Annotated in this window: 14 protein-coding genes; 3 read left to right on the top strand and 11 right to left on the bottom strand. The window is 44.4% G+C overall.

Features of this window, described 5'->3' with window-relative positions; genetic code table 11:
- Positions 1-28 precede the first annotated feature (28 nt).
- Positions 29-1288 carry a histidine--tRNA ligase gene (gene hisS / locus BLQ79_RS01515; RefSeq protein ID WP_407639614.1) on the bottom strand — a complete coding sequence of 420 codons (1260 nt, stop codon included), beginning with the start codon at positions 1286-1288 and terminating at the stop codon, positions 29-31.
- Between the two features lie 377 nt (positions 1289-1665).
- On the opposite strand from hisS, the gene BLQ79_RS01510 reads away from it, so the two are divergent.
- Positions 1666-1980: a YerC/YecD family TrpR-related protein gene (locus BLQ79_RS01510; protein ID WP_091363115.1), complete on the top strand. Its 315-nt coding sequence runs from the start codon at positions 1666-1668 to the stop codon at positions 1978-1980.
- A gap of 63 nt (positions 1981-2043) precedes the next feature.
- Here the strand turns inward: BLQ79_RS01510 and potE (BLQ79_RS01505) are convergent, their stop codons facing one another.
- From potE (BLQ79_RS01505) to potE (BLQ79_RS01495), 3 genes are all read right to left on the bottom strand, one after another.
- The gene (gene potE, locus BLQ79_RS01505; RefSeq protein WP_091363112.1) at positions 2044-3357 is read right to left on the bottom strand and encodes a putrescine-ornithine antiporter; all 1314 of its coding nucleotides are present in this window, start codon (positions 3355-3357) and stop codon (positions 2044-2046) included.
- Positions 3358-3529: 172 nt separating this feature from the next.
- Complete coding sequence (gene speC / locus BLQ79_RS01500; RefSeq protein ID WP_091363110.1) at positions 3530-5752, bottom strand: ornithine decarboxylase; 2223 nt, start codon at positions 5750-5752, stop codon at positions 3530-3532.
- Positions 5753-5834: 82 nt separating this feature from the next.
- Positions 5835-7184 carry a putrescine-ornithine antiporter gene (gene potE, locus BLQ79_RS01495; protein ID WP_091363108.1) on the bottom strand — a complete coding sequence of 450 codons (1350 nt, stop codon included), beginning with the start codon at positions 7182-7184 and terminating at the stop codon, positions 5835-5837.
- A 763-nt stretch (positions 7185-7947) separates the two neighbouring features.
- Between potE (BLQ79_RS01495) and BLQ79_RS01490 the strand changes: the two genes are divergently transcribed.
- A complete protein-coding gene (locus BLQ79_RS01490) occupies positions 7948-8256 on the top strand; it encodes a hypothetical protein (RefSeq protein ID WP_091363105.1) in 309 nt (102 codons plus the stop codon).
- Between the two features lie 133 nt (positions 8257-8389).
- Here BLQ79_RS01490 and potE (BLQ79_RS01485) read toward each other — a convergent pair whose 3' ends face one another.
- A complete protein-coding gene (potE, locus tag BLQ79_RS01485) occupies positions 8390-9700 on the bottom strand; it encodes a putrescine-ornithine antiporter (RefSeq protein WP_091363103.1) in 1311 nt (436 codons plus the stop codon).
- A 568-nt stretch (positions 9701-10268) separates the two neighbouring features.
- Positions 10269-12707: a DNA gyrase subunit A gene (gene gyrA / locus BLQ79_RS01480; RefSeq protein ID WP_091363101.1), complete on the bottom strand. Its 2439-nt coding sequence runs from the start codon at positions 12705-12707 to the stop codon at positions 10269-10271.
- Positions 12708-13050: 343 nt separating this feature from the next.
- Here gyrA and BLQ79_RS01475 point away from each other — a divergent pair, with 343 nt between their 5' ends.
- The gene (locus BLQ79_RS01475; RefSeq protein ID WP_091363098.1) at positions 13051-13554 is read left to right on the top strand and encodes a succinate dehydrogenase; all 504 of its coding nucleotides are present in this window, start codon (positions 13051-13053) and stop codon (positions 13552-13554) included.
- A gap of 173 nt (positions 13555-13727) precedes the next feature.
- Here the strand turns inward: BLQ79_RS01475 and BLQ79_RS01470 are convergent, their stop codons facing one another.
- The 5 genes from BLQ79_RS01470 to rpsT form a co-directional block, all read right to left on the bottom strand.
- The gene (locus BLQ79_RS01470; protein ID WP_159427812.1) at positions 13728-14837 is read right to left on the bottom strand and encodes an SLC13 family permease; all 1110 of its coding nucleotides are present in this window, start codon (positions 14835-14837) and stop codon (positions 13728-13730) included.
- Positions 14838-14854: 17 nt separating this feature from the next.
- Positions 14855-15733, bottom strand: a complete 879-nt coding sequence (locus tag BLQ79_RS01465; RefSeq protein WP_091363094.1) for a ComEC/Rec2 family competence protein — start codon at positions 15731-15733, stop codon at positions 14855-14857.
- 34 nt (positions 15734-15767) lie between these two features.
- Positions 15768-17297 carry an NAD(P)H-hydrate dehydratase gene (locus BLQ79_RS01460; RefSeq protein WP_091363090.1) on the bottom strand — a complete coding sequence of 510 codons (1530 nt, stop codon included), beginning with the start codon at positions 17295-17297 and terminating at the stop codon, positions 15768-15770.
- Positions 17275-17670: a holo-ACP synthase gene (acpS, locus tag BLQ79_RS01455; protein ID WP_091363087.1), complete on the bottom strand. Its 396-nt coding sequence runs from the start codon at positions 17668-17670 to the stop codon at positions 17275-17277. The genes BLQ79_RS01460 and acpS overlap by 23 nt, the downstream gene beginning before the upstream one ends.
- 117 nt (positions 17671-17787) lie before the next feature.
- Entirely contained in the window at positions 17788-18054 is a 267-nt protein-coding gene (gene rpsT / locus BLQ79_RS01450) for a 30S ribosomal protein S20 (RefSeq protein ID WP_091363085.1), read from the bottom strand.
- Positions 18055-18089 lie beyond the last annotated feature (35 nt).

The following is an 18089-nucleotide window of genomic DNA, read 5'->3' as shown; positions in this document are numbered from 1 at the left end:
TTTTATCTTAATTTGATTATCTAAGTCCTTATCTTTGCATCTGTTTCTTAAGATATTCTACAATATCATCCAGTGCTACATTTTCCTGAGAATTGTTATTCATATCACGAACAACCCCCAGCTTCTGTTTCAGCTCCTGTTCTCCAATGATAACTGCATAGGCAGCCCCCTGCTTGTTAGCCTGCTTTAACTGCCCCTTCAAGCTTCGGTTCTGCAAATCAATTTCTGCCGGAACTCCATTTCTTCTTAATCCGTCTTCTATCCGAAGCCCTTCAGCCATAGCATCTTCTCCCATAACCGCAACAAATACATTCTCATCCTTAGGTTCTGCCGGTAACAGGTTCTGTTTTTCCAGTGCTAAAATTAGACGTTCCAAGCCGATGGCAAACCCAATACCTGGGGTTGCCGGCCCACCGATTTCTTCAACGAGTCCATCATAACGACCACCACCACAAATTGTGCTTTGCGCCCCCAATGGAGCATACTGGATTTCAAACGCTGTATTCGTATAATAATCCAAACCACGCACCAGTCGAGAATCGATTTCGTAAGGAATTCCCAGTGCAGTCAGATATTTCTTTACGGCCTCAAACTTATTGTGGCAATCCTCACAAAGATAATCCGTAATCTGTGGAGCCCCTTCAGATGCGGCCTTGCATCCGTCTTCCTTGCAATCGAGCACTCTTAATGGATTCTTATATAAACGTTCCTTACAATCATCACACAACTGATCTTTCTTTGGTTCAAGGAACTTTATCAAACGCTCACGATATGCTTTTCGACATTCAACATGGCCTATAGAATTAATCAGAAGCTTTAAATCCTTGAGTCCAAGCGAGTGAAAGAAATCTACCGCCAGCGCAATACATTCAGCATCGGCAGCTGGAGAGTAAGATCCTAATGTTTCTACACCAAATTGGTGAAATTCTCTGAATCGCCCTGCCTGTGGACGATCATATCTGAACATGGATCCAATATAAAACACTTTATGTACATTATCATCGGCATACGCTTTATGTTCAAGGAAGGATCTTACAACAGCCGCTGTATTTTCTGGACGAAGGGTAATTGATCGACCACCACGATCGTTAAATGTATACATTTCTTTCGTTACAACGTCGGTAGTATCCCCAATCCCACGGAGGAACAACTCGGTTGCCTCAAACATAGGGGTACGAATTTCGCCAAAACGATACAACCTGCACCATTCTCTTATTTTTTTCTCTACATAATTCCATTTCCAGATATCTCTCGGCAGAATATCCTGAGTTCCTCTTAATGCTTGCATAATGATCCTCCCTTTCAATAATCCTTGAGCAAAAATAATTCAAATATACGAAAATTTCTTTTATTTGAATTGTATACATTATCTATTACTCTCTACCTAGTAGTCAAGTTAATACTTTAAAGAGTTAAATAGCTATTTCCCGGATATTTACTGTTATTCTCAGCCCAGTCAATGCAAAACCAACAACCTTCACTATTTATCACTTTAGATTAATTTCATTCTCTATATGGATATAACTTTAATTTTTTAATTCGTCCTTCCGTTAATCGTATGCCCCTTTAAAATAAGTATCTTCTATAACAATTCATTTTGTTATATAATTAATAAGCTAATAATTATCATAAACTGTTTATAAAAAAAGAGAGGGACTTCAAAAGATGAACATGAAATGTGCTGAATTGGATCATTTATTTGATGCAATCAAAACCTTAAGCGAAAAAGATGAATTTTATGGCTTTTTTCAGGATTTATGCACTATCGATGAATTGCATGAAATGGGACAGCGATTTGAAGTTGCCCGTTTACTGGATCGTGGCGAAAATTATGACGCCATCCGTGAATCAACAGGCGTTAGTGCAGGCACAATATCACGAATCAAAAGAGCTTATCAATACGGCACTGGCGGATATAAACTTGCAATTAAACGCTTCAATAAACTTCACGGAATAATTTACAAAACCCAGAATGATTAATCGTTAAAGATTAAAGAAAAAGTACAGGACCTTCCCTTGAGAAGACCTCCTGTACTTTTTCTTTTATTTGAACAAAACATATTGCCGATTCTGAATTTTTCCATATATTACCCAACCAGCAAAAATAACAATGGCGCCCCCTGTCATCGCCTGTTCGCCTGCAGCATAGCAAGCATAAATACTATAAATAGCACCAATCAGCGCCACAGCAGACAATCCTCGCGAAGACTTCCCGGAAATGTTCGCTTCAATTTTCATCAACACATCCAAAGCAGACATAGATAGAATATACGGTATGACATTAGTAACCACTGCCAAATCTACCAATATTTCATACTGCTTGATTAATGATGGGCTTACTGTCATAAAAGCAAGTATAGACTGAATTGATGTAATAATAATCATTCCTGCCACAGGTGCTGAATAGGAATTAATCCAGCCAAAGATACGTGGAAATTCTTTAGCATCCGCTGCCGCTTTAAATACATTCCCTACGGTAAACTGCCATCCAATAAGGGAACCAAAATCATTTACCAAAACCATGGCTACTACAACTTTTCCTGCAGTTCCCCCAAGCAACACAGAGTAAACATATCCAAAGGGAGCTTCACTATTGGCCAGATCCTGAGCTGGTACCATTCCAAACATCACATTAGTAGTCACTATATAGCATACCGCCGCCAGAAGTACCCCTCCCAGTATAGCTTTAGGAACAGTTTTATGCGGATTTTCTACCGCATCAGAATTCGCACAGGCAGTCTCTAACCCAAGAAAGGCCCATAATGTCATCGTAATAGCCTGCGAAACGGCTTCGCCCAGGGAAAGATTCTGCACATTCCAGTTAGAAAAATACATATCTGGAGAAAACCAGAACCACCCAACTGTAGATAAAAACAGACAAGGCAATATAACACCCCAGATAGTGATACTTGAAATCCTGCCGGTACCAGCCGGGCCTCTGAAATTAAGAATTGTTGTCGCCCATAAAATTAAAACAGTCCCGATTGCAGCCTCCAAGGATGTCAGCTTTATCCCCAAAAGCGAAGCTCCATATCCAGCCGCAGCTAATGCCATCGCTGCGTCCGCAATTACCACAGATATACCATATGTAAAATTGGCTATAAAATTACCGCTTTTACCAAAAACATATTCTGCATAACCTCCCATTCCCCCTTTTTTCTGACTGTACATACCACATTGCCCAAATGCATAAGCAAGACACATTGCCCCTACAGCCGTTACCAGCCAGGATAATATGGATATACTTCCCAGTTGCCCCAGTTTTGCTGGGAGCATAATAATACCAGATCCCATCATACTTACAGCCGTCAGAACAGTTAGCTGCAATAAAGTCATCTTATTTTTGTGGTTATCCATCTTATAACCATCACCCCTTCATGAAATAACTAAAAGAACATAAAAAATGGAGTGAAGATCGTTTCACGCGTTCTTCACTCCATTTCTAATCACACACTATATTCCGTTTTCAAAAGCTTTCCGCCTTATGATTACGAATATCTAAATAGGAACTTTTACAATCCAATGATAATTAGTCATTAACTCGTTCGGTTACATATTTAGCCTTATATTCATCTTCCAATTCCTTCTTCAGCACGTAACCGGAAGCCATGGCTTTGCCATCCTTATCAGTTCCCATAACTACGCCCTGAATTTCTGGAGCAAATCCTGGAAGCGCATTGATTCCATCTACCAAAGTCTGGAAATACTTGGTTGCTGTCTTGGACCAACGTTCACCGGACATTACGCAAACAACTCCTGGCGGATATGGAAGCGCATCGTCCAGAGCAATGCGGCCTTCAATCTGGGACAGCGGAACCAGTTCACCATCATTGCGAACCAATGCATTATGTGCCTGCTGAGCACTGATGCCCTGTTCTGGGAGATAATCCTTCATAAACAGTTCCTTCTGCAGTTCCTTGACATTATTGCTCTTGTAGAAGTCATGCATTTCCTGGCACAGCTGTCTGATAGAGTAATCACGGTACTGAGCAAAATACTGTTTGTAAGTGGTTGGAAGCACTTCATACAGTGGAGCATCTTCATCAACCAGCTTTTCAAAGCGAACGAGCTGTGCAATAAGGTTGTCCAGCTTAACCTTGGTTTCTGCCGGAGTAATCAGGAAGAGCAGGCTATACAGAGAAGTCTTTTCCGGGGTAATGTTGTTTTCACGCAGGAATGCGAAGAGGATAGTCGCATTAATACCAAAGTCTTCAAAGGAGTCATCTTCTACGTTAATACCTGGTGTAATCAGCTGCAGCTTCATTGGATCAACTACATACTGATCCTTGTCATATCCCTTATAACCATGCCAGTTTTCTTCCGGATTAAACTTCCAGTAAGCCAGATCAGTTGCAATGGTTTCTGTATCAGCATCCCACCACGGTTTTCCATGAACTACCGGCGGAACAAACGGTTTCAGATAATGGCATCTCTTGAAGATAGTCTTACGAGCTTCAATAATATCACACAGAGCCTTCTTCCACATCATCTTACCCTGTTTGCCTTCATGCATTCTTGCATTGACTTCAATGCTTGCCCACATCGGCATAAATGGGGATGTATTGTAATGAAGCAGATATGCATTGTTGAATACGCTATCATTGCAATAACGCTTCTGTCCCTTAATATGACTGTCCTTCTTATGAATCCAGGAAGAAGAAGACCAACCTGCGCCCTGCTTATGAACGGACTGAGTTACAATGATACCTGGATCTTCCGGTCCAAGCTTCATCAGCAATGGGCTGGAGTCCTTCATAATATCGATGAACTGTTCATAACCAGTCCATGCACAGTCAAACAATACATAGTCGCAGAGGTGACCAATCTTATCAAGAACCTGGCGGGCATTATAGATTGTGCCGTCATAAGTACTCATTTCAAATACAGCCAAACGAATCGGTCTCTTAGCCTTAGCCTTAACTGGATCCTTTTCAGCTACCAGATTACGGATGTAATCTTCGTTGATGCATTTAGCCGGAACACCACCAATTAAGCCGGCAGAATTACGAACCGTTTCCAGGAAAACAGGGGTAGCCCCTGCCAGAATGCAAGCACCATGGTCAATGGACTTGTGATTGTTGCGATCATAAAGTACGATGTCGCCTGGTGTAAGTAATGCGCTGCAGACAATGTGGTTGGAGCAGGAAGTACCATTCAATACGAAGAATGTTCTATCTGCGTTATATACCTTCGCGGCCAGAACTTCTGCATCATTAGCCACACCATTGTGCAAAAGAAGGTCGCCCATATCCAGAGCTGCGCCATGTCCCAAATCACCACGGAATACGTTTTCACCCATGAAATCTACAAACTTAGCGCCAGTTGGTGTTCTTCTGAAGAAATTACCACCATGATGACCAGGGCAGGAATATTCAAAAGTACCATTTTCTACATGCTTAATCATAGTCTTGAGGAAAGGTGGAGTTACCTTATTATCAAATGCAACTACTGCTTCTTCAATCCCACGGTCATAGAGTCCTTTAGAAATTGTGCTTGGATCTCCATCAATAACATGGTTAATCTTACCAAGAACTTCTTCCGGAAGTTCTTCATGCTTAGTATTTACGAGGAAAATAGGAGTTTCAAAACCAGTGTTGTATACCTTATCAACATATTCCAATTCCTGGTCAGTGATTACTGCAGCACCAATGTTGGTAAGATCTGCATCATCAAGACAAACTTTCTGACGAACACCGATGGTGTTGAAATACGGTTCTGCTAATGGACTATAACCTACTTTAAAGAAATTCATTAATAAATTCCTCCCAAAAAATATTGAAAACTGAATATTATATCCGGCTTAAAATAAGCCAGGGATTACCTAAAGCACCAGATTACTGATTCTGTGCTGCCTTTTCTGCATCAATCTTCTTGTTATAAGCAACAGCAGCTTCGAGATCGTACTTCGGGGATACAATGCCATACAAAGCAATACCAAGGAATGTAACCAGAGAACCCCATACAAGAGCATCTGTACCACATGCATACAGAGCATAGAAGCTGTAAATCAAACCGATTACTGCACAGATGTTAGTTACAAAATCTGTCTTTCCGGTAGCTGCTTTCTGAATAACCAGAATAGATCCCATGGAGAAGATGAAAGGAATCAAGTTTGTCATTACGGACAAATCAACTGCTGCTTCAAACTGAGAGAAGAATTCTGGGCTTGCGCTCATAATTACAAAGATAGACTGAAGAATTGCAACGATAATCATATCCATCAGCGGAAGTCCACGCTTAGTTTCCTTTGCAAAAATAGCCGGGAAATAACCAGCATCTGCACCAGATTTAAGACACTGTACAGCTGTAAACTGACATGCCATAAGGGAACCAAAACAACTCAGTACGAAGAACGCATTAATGACCTGTCCTACTGCCGGGCTGAACATATGTGCAAATGCTACGCCAAATGGAGCATTTGAATTAACAAGTTCTGCACTTGGAACAATCCCCTGAATAACATTAGTGGAAACAACGTAAACTGCTGCTGCACCAAGAGTAGCTGCCATAACTGCGATTGGAACATTCTTTTCCGGATTTTCAACAGCGTCAGAGTTAGATACCGCAGATTCAAATCCTGCAAATGCCCACAGTGTTAATGCGATAGAAGAGCTTACTGCATCAAAGAATGGAAGATTATGCGGATTCCATTGACTAATCCACAACGATGGACTGAACCAGAACCAACCAATTAGAGAAATACCTAATACTGGAACAACTACACCAAGAACTGTGAAAGAAGTAATTCTACCAACAGATTTTGGACCACCAAGACTCAATGCTGTAGCTGCCCAGATGGCAATCAAAGTACCAACACAAATGGTTGTTGCATTAGATTCAACACCAAGAACCTGTAATGCATAAGCAACTGCTGTCAGCGCAATAGCTACGTCAGCAAGTAAAGCCGTAATGGAATAGGTATAATTCGTCATGAAGTTACCAGCCTTACCAAACGAGTATTCAGCGTAACCACCCATGCCACCACCACGACGGCTAAACATACCGCATTTTGCAAATGCATATGCAAGACATGCTACTGCACCACCGGTAATAAACCAGCTAAGAACTGAAATTGTACCAACAGAAGCAAGCTTTGTCGGCAGAAGAATAATACCGGACCCCATCATGTTGACGAGTACCAGAAGGGTTAATTCCCAAACCCCCATCTTTTTTACCTTTTGCATTTTGTTTACTCCTTATCTGCAAAAAACTAAAAAAATCGAATCATGCTGATCAGGAATCTTGCTCTACAAATCGTCATTATCTTCCAACTAACACGTTCAATAATTAGAAGTCTTATTGTCAACCTCGTATTTAGTAAATAACTAAAATGGCTTGTTTCAAATCTTATTTTAAGGTTGACTGTCACATTTCGACTTGTATGCCCTCCCACATGACATCTGTAGTTTATCCGAGGTTTTCTGTATTTACAAATAGCAGTCTCTTTACAAATATCCTTATATTATGCTGTTTTTTACATTTTTTTGTGCTACACTTTTTTCTCAATCATTTCATCATCAAAACAAGTTTTTATATCATGTACTTTCTCAATATCACGCTTTTTCCAATTTTCAAATTGTTAACTACATATCCTTCTTCACAGCTATCTAGTTATCTTTTTCTATGTATGTGATGATGTTCTTTTTTACTGTACTTTAAGCCTTCATTTGTCTTCAATTTGCAGTTATTTGGATATTTAAGCTATAATATATTCCACATAAATATATTGATATTATTGTGTTTTGTTTTTGTTTTGTATTAATAACCAAACATTTTATTGTTCGTTTTTTAATATTTAGTTTATTTTAATTTACAAATAATTAATTTTATTAATTATTTGTAAATTATTGTTTTTTACCCTGCGCCACCTTAACCTGGTCCCTTTTGACTCTTCACGCCCTCCTCCTTATAATGAGAAATAAATGATTCCTTAAGGAGTATCCGTCTATGAAAAATGGTAATGTGGATGATTTCATTTATTCTCTGTATGATGACAGCGCCTGTGTACGGTACAAAGGGTACGTATATCGTTTCTCCAGACTTCGCCATAATCCTATGCGGGGCACGTATACGGTGAGTGTTGAGAAGTATCATTATACAAAAGAGCCTTTTGCTGATTTTCTGGGTATGGTTTACAGTTATGAATCCGATGATCCGGAAGACTGCCTGAACCATCTGACTGAAGATATCCTGTGGGACGGGAAATCGTTCTTTGATCTGGAAAAGGCACTGACCTGGTTTGACTGGGAAGAATAAAGACAATAAAACCCCGTATGATTGGTTCATACGGGGTTTTATTGTAAGGATTATGCAAAATAAAATGGAGTATGGTGTTTGTATCATACTCCATTTTATTTTGGGGAATGCCAGAAAGATATCCGGCTATATGTCAGGCCTTACTGGTTGCCAGATCATATCGGGAAGAAATGTACCCATAGAAGAGCATTCCTGCAAATACGACCAGTGAACCATAAGTCATGGCCTCAAAACCAGACGCATACGCCGCATACAGGCTGTATACGCCGCCAACCGCAGCGGCAAAGAGTGAGAATGCCATTTCTTTCTGCTTGTTGGCTGTAATCAGTATGTTCTTTACTGCGGACATACAGAGAATATAGGATATCAGATTAGCGATGGTTGCCAGATTGACAAGGATTTCAAACTGCTGATTAAGATTCGGGCTGATGGCCATAAATGCCATAGCGGTCTGAATCAATGTCAGTATCAGCATGCCTTTTGCCGGTGCACCGAACCGATTAGTATAGGCGAAGGCGGATGGCATGAATCCTTCACGGGCCATGGATTTGAAAATATTAGGAAGGGTAAACTGCCACCCCATGAGGCATCCCATGCAGGCAATGGTCATCATCCCCATAACCACCCGGCCTGCCAGAGGACCAAACATGTGGGCAAAGGCCAGTCCGAATGGCGCGGAGCTCTGTTCAATTTCCGCAGCCGGCAGCATGCCAAACAGTACATTGGTGGAGGCAATATAGATAACCGCGCAGAGGGCGGTAGCGCACAGCACCGCAGTTGGAACCGATTTTTCCGGATTATCTACCGCATCTGCATTGGCGCAGGCGGATTCCAATCCCAGGAAAGACCAGAGTGTCATGGTAATCGCATTAGTTGCTGCTTCACCAAATGGCAGATTGTGGACATTCCAGTTAGCTACATACATATCTCCGGAAAAATAGAACCATCCCGCTGTAGACATAGCCAGAATCGGAATAATTACTCCCCAAACTGTAATGGAGCTCAGTCTGCCTGTTACTCCAGGACCTCCGAAATTAGGAAGAGTGGCTATCCAGAGAACGGCAATGGTAGCCAGGCAGGTCATCCCCGGTGTAAGCTCTGCGCCCAGGAAAGTTGCGCCATAGCCCACTGCCGAAGTAGCAATTGCCACATTGGCAATGATTATAGAGATGCCGTAAGAATATCCGCAGAGGAAGTTCCCTGCTTTACCAAACGTGTACTCAGCATATCCATTCATACCGCCGCTCTTCTGTGAATACATTCCACATTTTGCAAATGCGTACGCGAGTAACATGGAACCTACTGCCGTAACCAGCCAGGAAATTATGGATAATCCGCCTACCTGTGCCAGCTTTGCCGGCAGCATAACGATACCGGATCCCATCATGTTTACCGCAGTAATGATAATTAACTGCGTAACGCTCATTTTTTTAGTTGTGCTCATAGTATACTCCCAGGAATCATATGGGGATTCAGACCCAAACCAGGATATATATCCAGTTCTTCTCTGGAATCTGGAACAGCTCAACGTCGTTAAGATTAAATTGTTAACTGAAGTCAGGAGATGCTTTATACATATATAATGGCTTTATACGGGGCATTACCGGTCCATGCCCTGAAAATTTGTCTCCTGGCCTCATCGGCCGCAATCCATAGTACTAGAAAGAACAAAGAATTTCAAGTGCATAAAATGGTGTACAAATGCATAAAAGTTATATTTATGAGCACTTTTTCGATAAATTTATAATATTTTGCCTGTTTTCAATCAAATACAGAAAAATGCATTTTAGTCTTTACCTGAGCATACTCTGGCATACCGTAGCATACCGGTGCATACTCAAGCATACTCGATCTCCGTTTTCCCAGCCGCATGCCGGGCATTCTGCATAAAAAATTTTTATATTTTTTTAGCTGTTTTTTTCATTTACATGGCAAAAAAGGCATTAATCCACAGATTTTATGGATTAATGCCTTTTTGTTTACACGGAAATTCTTGCGATTCCGCGGTTTCCTTATTCTTCGTCATCCTTCGGGATGACGTCGATGGATGCTACACGGTCGCCTTCTTCCAGGTTCTGAATGCTTACGCCCTGGGAGCCTCTGGACTTCTTCGTGGAAATATCAGCTACCCTTACCTTGATGGTTACGCCCTTTTCGGATACCCCCACCAGGTCATCATCATCTACAGCGGTGATGACAGCTACTACTTCATATCCCCGTTTGAAATTACGGGTGCCCTTGCCATTACGGCTCTGAGCGCGATAGGAAGATACCGGGTTTCTCTTAGCCTGTCCATCCGAGGAAATGGTGATAATGTCACGGTCCGGTTCCGCGATAACTGCGCCAATCACTTCATCATCACGACCAAGGTCTATGCCGCGTACACCACCGGTTGCCCGTCCCATAGCGCGAACCTCTTCTTCAGGGAAGCAGATACCCATGCCCTTCTTGGTCGCCAGGAATATCTTTTCGCCGCCCGATACATGAAGCACGGTTACCAGGGAGTCATTTTCACGCAGTTTAATGGCAATCAGACCATTCTGGCGGATATTTCTGTATTCATCCACAGAGGTCTTCTTTACATAGCCAAACTTGGTGACCATGAACAGATACTTAGCGATATCCACTTCGCTGTCATCAATATCATACAGCTCCGTAACCTTTTCTCCCGGTGTCAGTGACGGAATGAAGTTAATCAACGCACTGCCCTTGGAATTACGGTTGCTGGATTCCGGAATATCCATAGCGCTTCGCATGTATACCCTGCCTGTATTGGTAAAGAACAGAACCTTGTGATGGGTAGAGGTGTTAAGCACCTTCCATACGTAGTCCCCTTCTTTGGTCTTGATACCGATAACGCCCTTGCCTCCTCTGGCCTGTGCGTGCCAGGTATCAACAGACATACGCTTGATGTAATTCTGTCTGGTCATAATGATAACCATCGGTTCATCCGGTACCAGGTCAGTTACATCAAAATCATCCGCTGCCCTTACGATCTGACTGCGGCGGGCATCGCCGAATTTCTTCTTTTCTTCCAGCAGTTCTTCTTTTACTACGCCCATAATCTTGTCATGGCTGGAGAGCAGATCTTCCAGGTAGGCAATACGTTCCTGAATTTCTTTATATTCTTCTTCAATCTTTTCCCGTTCCAGTCCGGTAAGACGACGAAGACGCATATCCAGAATGGCAATAGCCTGCTTTTCGGAAAGCTTGAAATTATCCATCAATGCTACCTTGGCGATAGCATCGGTCTTGGATTCACGGATGGTTCTGATTACCGCATCAATGTTGTCCAGCGCAATCAGGAGGCCTTCCAGGATATGAGCCTTGGCCTTAGCCTTGTTCAATTCAAACTGGCTTCTCCGGGTTACTACTTCTTCCTGATGTTTCAGGTAGTAATACAGGATTTCCTTCAGGTTCAGTTCCCGTGGATGTCCATCCACCAGAGCCAGCATAATGGCTCCAAATGTGGTCTGCAGCTGGGTATGCTTAAACAGGTTGTTCAGCATAATCTGCGGATTAACGTCAGAACGCAGTTCAATGGAAATACGCATACCGGTACGGTCGGATTCATCGCGAAGTCCGGTAATTCCATCCAGTATCTTCTGGCGGGACAGATCGGCAATACTTTCAATGACTCTGGCCTTGTTTACCTGATATGGGATTTCTGTTACTACAATACGGTGTTTGCCATGGGACATCTCTTCAATATGGGTTTTGGCACGTACCACAATTCCCCCGCGTCCCTTAGTGTATGCTTTGACAATCCCGTCCCGGCCCTGAATCAGGCCCCCTGTTGGGAAATCCGGTCCCTTAATCTTAGTCATCAGCTGATCAATGGTGACATCCGGATTATCAATCATCATGCACAGGCCATCTACTACTTCCCCCAGATTGTGCGGCGGAATATTGGTTGCCATGCCGACGGCAATCCCATAGGAACCATTAACAAGAAGATTCGGGATACGGGATGGCAGTACTACCGGTTCCTGCAGGGAACCATCATAGTTTGGCATAAAATCAACGGTATCCTTGTCCAGATCCCGGAGCATTTCCACAGCCAGTTTGGTCATACGCATTTCGGTATAACGCATTGCGGCCGGAGAGTCTCCGTCAATGGAGCCAAAGTTACCATGCCCATCTACCAGCAGATAGCGGGTAGAAAAATCCTGTGCCATACGTACTGCGGATTCATATACGGCGGTATCACCATGCGGATGATACTTACCAAGAACATCGCCGACAATACGAGCCGACTTCTTATATGGTTTGCCCGGAAGCATACCCGCTTCCTGCATCGCATAAAGGATTCGTCTGTGTACCGGCTTGAGACCATCTCGCACATCCGGAAGTGCACGGGCTACAATAACTGACATGGCATAGTCAATGTAGGACGTTTTCATCTGCTCTTCCAGAGGTGCAGAGATGATTTTTCCTTCTTCCCAGTCCATTGTTACTCCTTTTCAGGCCATAAAAAAATCCGGCCAACCGGCCGAAGTTTCACAGCCCCAACTACTTAATAATTTACTCTTTTATTATACCATAAAAAGGGTAAAAACTCACGTAATCGTCTTTTAAGGCCTTTTTTAAGGATTTTTATACAAAGTAAAACGAAATCAATTATTTTGTTTTATTATTTTTTCATACTCTCTGCTTATTTCTTATACAGGCCCTGTTTTTCTCTATTTTCTCCCGCCTTTACTCTTACCATTTTTCTGGGTTATAATAATAAAACGTGATGTCGTTAAAGAATTCATTTACTGTAAACCTGTCATTTTTATAAAGGATTATGCCATGAAGAAAATACTTGTCCTGATTATCGCCCTTGCGGCAGCCATCGCAGGTGGCTATTTTGCAGCCACCTCATTTTTTACCAGCTCCTGGGAAGGCACCTGGTGGGGTGTCCAGGATGCAGGACTGAACTGGTCAGGTGACAATATTAAGATTCTGGAAACCTTTACCTTTACTTCCAACGGTGACTCTATTATTGTGGATCAGAAGGTACAGCGTGGAGCACGGGAACTGACAGGTGATCTGTCTGGTACCGCAGTACGTGATGGCGGACGTCTGACTATCACGCCAGCAGATGGCTCTTCCCCGGTATCCTTTTCCTTCAACCGCATGAATCATACCATTGAAACTTCTCTTACCAATGCCGATGGCACTCCAGTGGTATTAAAGAAAGTTTCCGACAGCGATTCCGCAGAAATCGAAAAGATTCGTTCTGAAATTGTCCGCACCGCGCAGAATCCGGCCAATGCCATTGATACCACTATCAGCCATGATGATAATGAATAAGAACTGACGCATTATAAAACACCGTATACCCATTTCCGGATATACGGTGTTTTATAATGCGTCAGATGAGGGACGAGGAGAAAATCCTCTGAACTTAAAAGTCTATCAACCCGGAACATGGGAAAGAACAGCACTCTTCATCCTATACTTTCCCGGACTCCCTCTGGTTCCGCTTAGAAAATCAGCCAGGCTTCCAGCAGCAAAACTGCCAGAAATAAAAGGTTCCACGCGGTAAAGATAACCAGATATTCCCTTATATTCCTTCCCGCGTATTGTTTATATGCCCTGTAGGAAATAAGGCTGGCCATGGAAGCAATAAGCGTTCCCAGCCCGCCAATATCGGTTCCGGCCACCAGCATTTCCCCCTGCGTATTTACAGAGGAGAGAAGAACCGCTGCCGGAACGTTGCTTATAATCTGGCTCCAGAAAACGCCCTGCAGCAGAGGATTCCCCGTAAGATGACGAATGACCCAGGGCATATGCGACATATTGCCCGCAAATACAAAGAGACAGATAAACAGGAGAAGAAGCTTCCAGTCCACCTGTTTCAGCAGGCGGTAATCTAAAAATACCGCCAGTGGGATAACCACCATGGCGGCAACCCACCATACCAGTGTTTTAAGCAGTACCAGGAAGATAACTCCCAGCAGGAAGGTAAACAGCGCCGCCGGTCTGCCACGGACAGCCGGAGCCTTCTGCTGTGGAAGCGCCATAGCTTCATTTCTCCGTCCCCACAGGATTCCCAGGAGCAGCAGTCCGGACAGCGCGGTAATGGGGACGGTAATCTTCAGAAAATCAGAGAATTTCATTCCATACATAAAGTAAAGATACAGGTTCTGCGGATTTCCTGAAGGAAGCAGCGTACTCCCCATATTGGCCGCAATAGTCTCCAGCACCACCAGAAATGGAAGCCAGTCATCTTTCTTCAGTTTACGAAACAACCATATACTTTCCGGTACAAACAGCAGCAGGGACGCGTCATTGGTAATCACCATGGAACTGATGAAGCAAGAAAAAATGAAAAACGCGCATACGGCCTTTACGGAATGGCAGCGCCGGAGCAGATGATAGCACACCCATTGAATACCGCCTGCCTGGCGCAATCCTCCCAGAATCAGCATGAGGCACATCAGTATGGCCAGTACATTCCACTGGATGGCCGGCCAGATTACCGCCTGATTCCCCGCTGCCAGGAGTATTCCAATCATTCCTGTAAATGCCAGAAACAGTTCCACATTTCCTTTTATCCAGTTTTTTCCATTACTGTAAATGGTTGACCACACCTCGATATCCTCCCGCGTTATTGTATTTCTCTTATTATATTGACCCGATTTCCGTCCGTAATAATACATACCGTGCCATCCCTGTCTGTCCGGAAGATGCGGCTCCCGGCTTTTTTCAGCTTATGTATCGTCACCTCATGAGGCAGATGATAGGAATTGCCCGGTCCTGCGGAAATGATGGCCGCCTTGGGACGTACCGCCCGCAGAAACTGCGCGCAGGTACTTGTACGGCTTCCATGGTGGCCCACTTTCAGCAGGGTGCTGCGGACAGGTTCTTTCCGCTGCAGCATAGCCAGTTCTTCTTCTTTCTCCGCGTCGCCGGTAAAGAACATGGAAAAACGACCATATTCCAGACGGCCTGCCAGGGATGTGTTGTTCAGATTCCTTTTCCCTTCTGTGGATTCCACGCTCTTCGCATCGCTCAGCACATGGAATATCACCCCGGGAAGTATATCTATGTCTTCTCCGGCATGGACAGTCTGCCTTGGGATCCAGTGACGTTGCATTTCTTTCTGATATTCCAGGTAACTGTTTTCCCCAGTAGTCACTCCATTATCATAAACCTGCTGTACCCGGAAATCCTTACATACTATATACATGCCTCCCAGATGATCGGCATGAGGATGTGTTATAATTACGGCTCGCAAAGTATGCACACCCCTGTCACTAAGATATTGTTTTAACACCGCCCGGTGTTCTATGTCCCCCGTATCAATCAGCGCAAATTCCCCTTCCCGCTGCAGTAATATGGCATCCCCCTGACCAATAGCCAGTACATGGATGGAAAGCTTTGAATCATTCCGACCGAAATGACATCCGGTTAAACAGATAATAAAAACAAAAAGAAGCAGAACGAAAATACATCCTGCTGCCTTTCTTACCCTATGTCCCCTCATATTTTCCCCTTATAATTGGTTAACTCCCCTGAAATTAATCCGCGCCCAGCAGTCTCTCCCTGGCTGTTGGAACGGTTCGCGCAACATCTGATGCAGTGAATCCCACAGTATGTCTTTCTGCCTGTATATCCCCAGCCAGACCATGGAGATATACGCCAAGAACGGCGCTTTCCCATACGTCCAGGCCCTGTCCGCACAAGGCCGCAATGATGCCGGTCAGTGTATCCCCCATACCACCACTGGCCATTCCCGGATTGCCTGTGCTGTTTACCGCAATCCGGCCGTCAGGTGCCGCCGTAACGGTCGGTGCTCCCTTGAGGACGAGAATCACCTGATTTTCTCTGGCATAGCTGGCCGCCATATCTATACGGTGCTGTTCTATCTCCGTCGCGCTTTTCCCAGTCAGCCGGGCAAATTCGCCTACATGAGGCGTAAGTATCAGCTGTCCGCCGCAGGACCGAAGAGGAAATTTCTTTGCCGCCACAGCATACAGGGCGTCAGCATCCACAATAATCGGGCCTTCACTTTCTTCCAGTACCTGACATACAAAATCCTGAGTTTCCTGCTTTCTCCCCAGTCCCGGCCCAATAGCCAGCACATCGCAGGCATCTGTCCCGGAAAGGACGTCTTCCACATCCTCTCCCCGGAATTCTCCATAGGTGGAAGCCGGTCTCACCATAATCTCTGGTAGCAGTCCGGTCAGCTCCTCAGCCGGACTCTGCGGAGTAAATAAACTAATTTTTCCTGCACCGGCATACAGCGCCCCCTGTGCTGCCAGGAGTCCGGCTCCGGCCATTCCCTGAGATCCGGCGATGATTCCCAGATATCCATTGGATCCCTTATGGCTTATTCTTGTTCTTACCGGAATCAGCGGTTTTACATCAGCTGCCGTTACCCATTCCGCAGGAAATTCATCAGCAGCACCCCCAGGAATGCCGATGGGGCTTACTTTTACGCTGCCGCAGTACTCATTTCCAGGATAAAGGATATGCGCCCGCTTCAATGTCCCCATAGTCACCGTATAATCCGCATGGATTACCGCCCCTTCCGCCTGTCCGCTGTCACAGATGAGACCGCTGGGAATATCCACGGCGATACGTACCGCACGGCTAGCATTAGCCCGGTCAATAAGATCGGCCTTTTCCCCAGAAACGCCCTGACGGAGTCCTGTTCCAATCAGCGCGTCCACAATAATATCCGCGTCATCGAGGAAAGGCTGCGCCTCTTCCGCTTTTTTTATTTTCCTGACCGGAATCACCATTTTCTCGCATACCTGATAATACATGCGGGAGGCATCACTCATGTGCGACTCATCCCCCATGAGGAAAACCACTACGTCAGCTTCGGCCAGCGACGCATAGCGGGCGGTAACAAAGCCGTCGCCACCATTGTTTCCGCTCCCACAGAGAATGACCACTCTGGCGTCTTTCCAGGATACATCCCCTTCAGTAAGAGCAACGACAGAAGCTCCCGCGTTTTCCATAAGGACAGCTTCCGGCAGCCCATAGGTATTCATTGCCAGAGTATCCAATTTTCTCGCTTCATCTCTGTTCAGCAGCTTCATTTGTACCTCCTGTCATGATCACCACGGCGGCAGCCATCCCATCTTCGTGGGTAATGGATACCGCCATATCGATTATCCCAAGTTCATCAGCCCTCTTTTTAAAGTTTCCTTTGAGGTGAAGGATGGGAGCCCCATATTCTGACCAGCTGACATAGGCATCCTGCCATCCGGAGCGAAAAAAACCAATGCCCAGCGCTTTGCCAACGGCTTCACGCACTGCCCAGAGAGCCGCCATGGACTCATACGCATGCAGACCCTTTTTCCTGCAATGAGCCAGTTCCTCTTCTGTAAAGATGGTACCGACCCGCTGTGGATGCTTCTTCACCAGGGCTTCCCATCGTTTTGTCTTTGCCAGATCAATGCCTACCCGCATAGTCTTCCTCCTGTCTCTTCATCTTCTTAATATTGTACAAAAAGAAACGGCACTTGTAAAAACAGGCAATAAAAAAAGCAAAGATCAACGGACCTTTGCTTTCATTATGTTGTACAATTACTTGTCTGCTTTAGCAGCAGCCTGTACACGTGCGCTCAGACGGGATTTCTTGCGAGCTGCAGTGTTCTTATGAAGAATACCTTTTGCAGCGGCGGAATCGATTACGCTTACAGCATTGCGGAATGCAGCGTCCTGGTTTTCAGTAGCTGCTGCAGCAACTGCCTTCTTTACTGCAGTGTGGATCTGGGATCTAACTGCAGCGTTAGCAGCTCTCTTAACTGCGTCGGTCTTTACACTCTTGATACTAGCTTTGATCTGTGGCAATGTTTTCACCTCCCGTCGGTTTAATTCATACCATG

The organism is Dialister histaminiformans (assembly GCF_900103425.1).
Taxonomy (GTDB): domain Bacteria; phylum Bacillota; class Negativicutes; order Veillonellales; family Dialisteraceae; genus Allisonella; species Allisonella histaminiformans.
Note: the sequence above shows the minus strand (reverse complement) of the source record. Positions and strands in the feature narration are given on the sequence as shown.

Excerpts from the sequence above, each read along its gene's own strand:
- BLQ79_RS01475 (WP_091363098.1), top strand. The coding sequence starts at position 13,051 with ATGAAGAAAATACTTGTCCTGATTATCGCCCTTGCGGCAGCCATCGCA.
- BLQ79_RS01460 (WP_091363090.1), bottom strand. The coding sequence starts at position 17,297 with ATGAAGCTGCTGAACAGAGATGAAGCGAGAAAATTGGATACTCTGGCA.
- potE (WP_091363112.1), bottom strand. The coding sequence starts at position 3,357 with ATGGATAACCACAAAAATAAGATGACTTTATTGCAGCTAACTGTTCTG.
- acpS (WP_091363087.1), bottom strand. The coding sequence starts at position 17,670 with ATGCGGGTAGGCATTGATCTGGCAAAGACAAAACGATGGGAAGCCCTG.
- hisS (WP_407639614.1), bottom strand. The coding sequence starts at position 1,288 with ATGCAAGCATTAAGAGGAACTCAGGATATTCTGCCGAGAGATATCTGG.
- potE (WP_091363103.1), bottom strand. The coding sequence starts at position 9,700 with ATGAGCACAACTAAAAAAATGAGCGTTACGCAGTTAATTATCATTACT.
- BLQ79_RS01465 (WP_091363094.1), bottom strand. The coding sequence starts at position 15,733 with ATGAGGGGACATAGGGTAAGAAAGGCAGCAGGATGTATTTTCGTTCTG.
- BLQ79_RS01510 (WP_091363115.1), top strand. The coding sequence starts at position 1,666 with ATGAACATGAAATGTGCTGAATTGGATCATTTATTTGATGCAATCAAA.
- potE (WP_091363108.1), bottom strand. The coding sequence starts at position 7,184 with ATGCAAAAGGTAAAAAAGATGGGGGTTTGGGAATTAACCCTTCTGGTA.
- gyrA (WP_091363101.1), bottom strand. The coding sequence starts at position 12,707 with ATGGACTGGGAAGAAGGAAAAATCATCTCTGCACCTCTGGAAGAGCAG.
- BLQ79_RS01490 (WP_091363105.1), top strand. The coding sequence starts at position 7,948 with ATGAAAAATGGTAATGTGGATGATTTCATTTATTCTCTGTATGATGAC.
- speC (WP_091363110.1), bottom strand. The coding sequence starts at position 5,752 with ATGAATTTCTTTAAAGTAGGTTATAGTCCATTAGCAGAACCGTATTTC.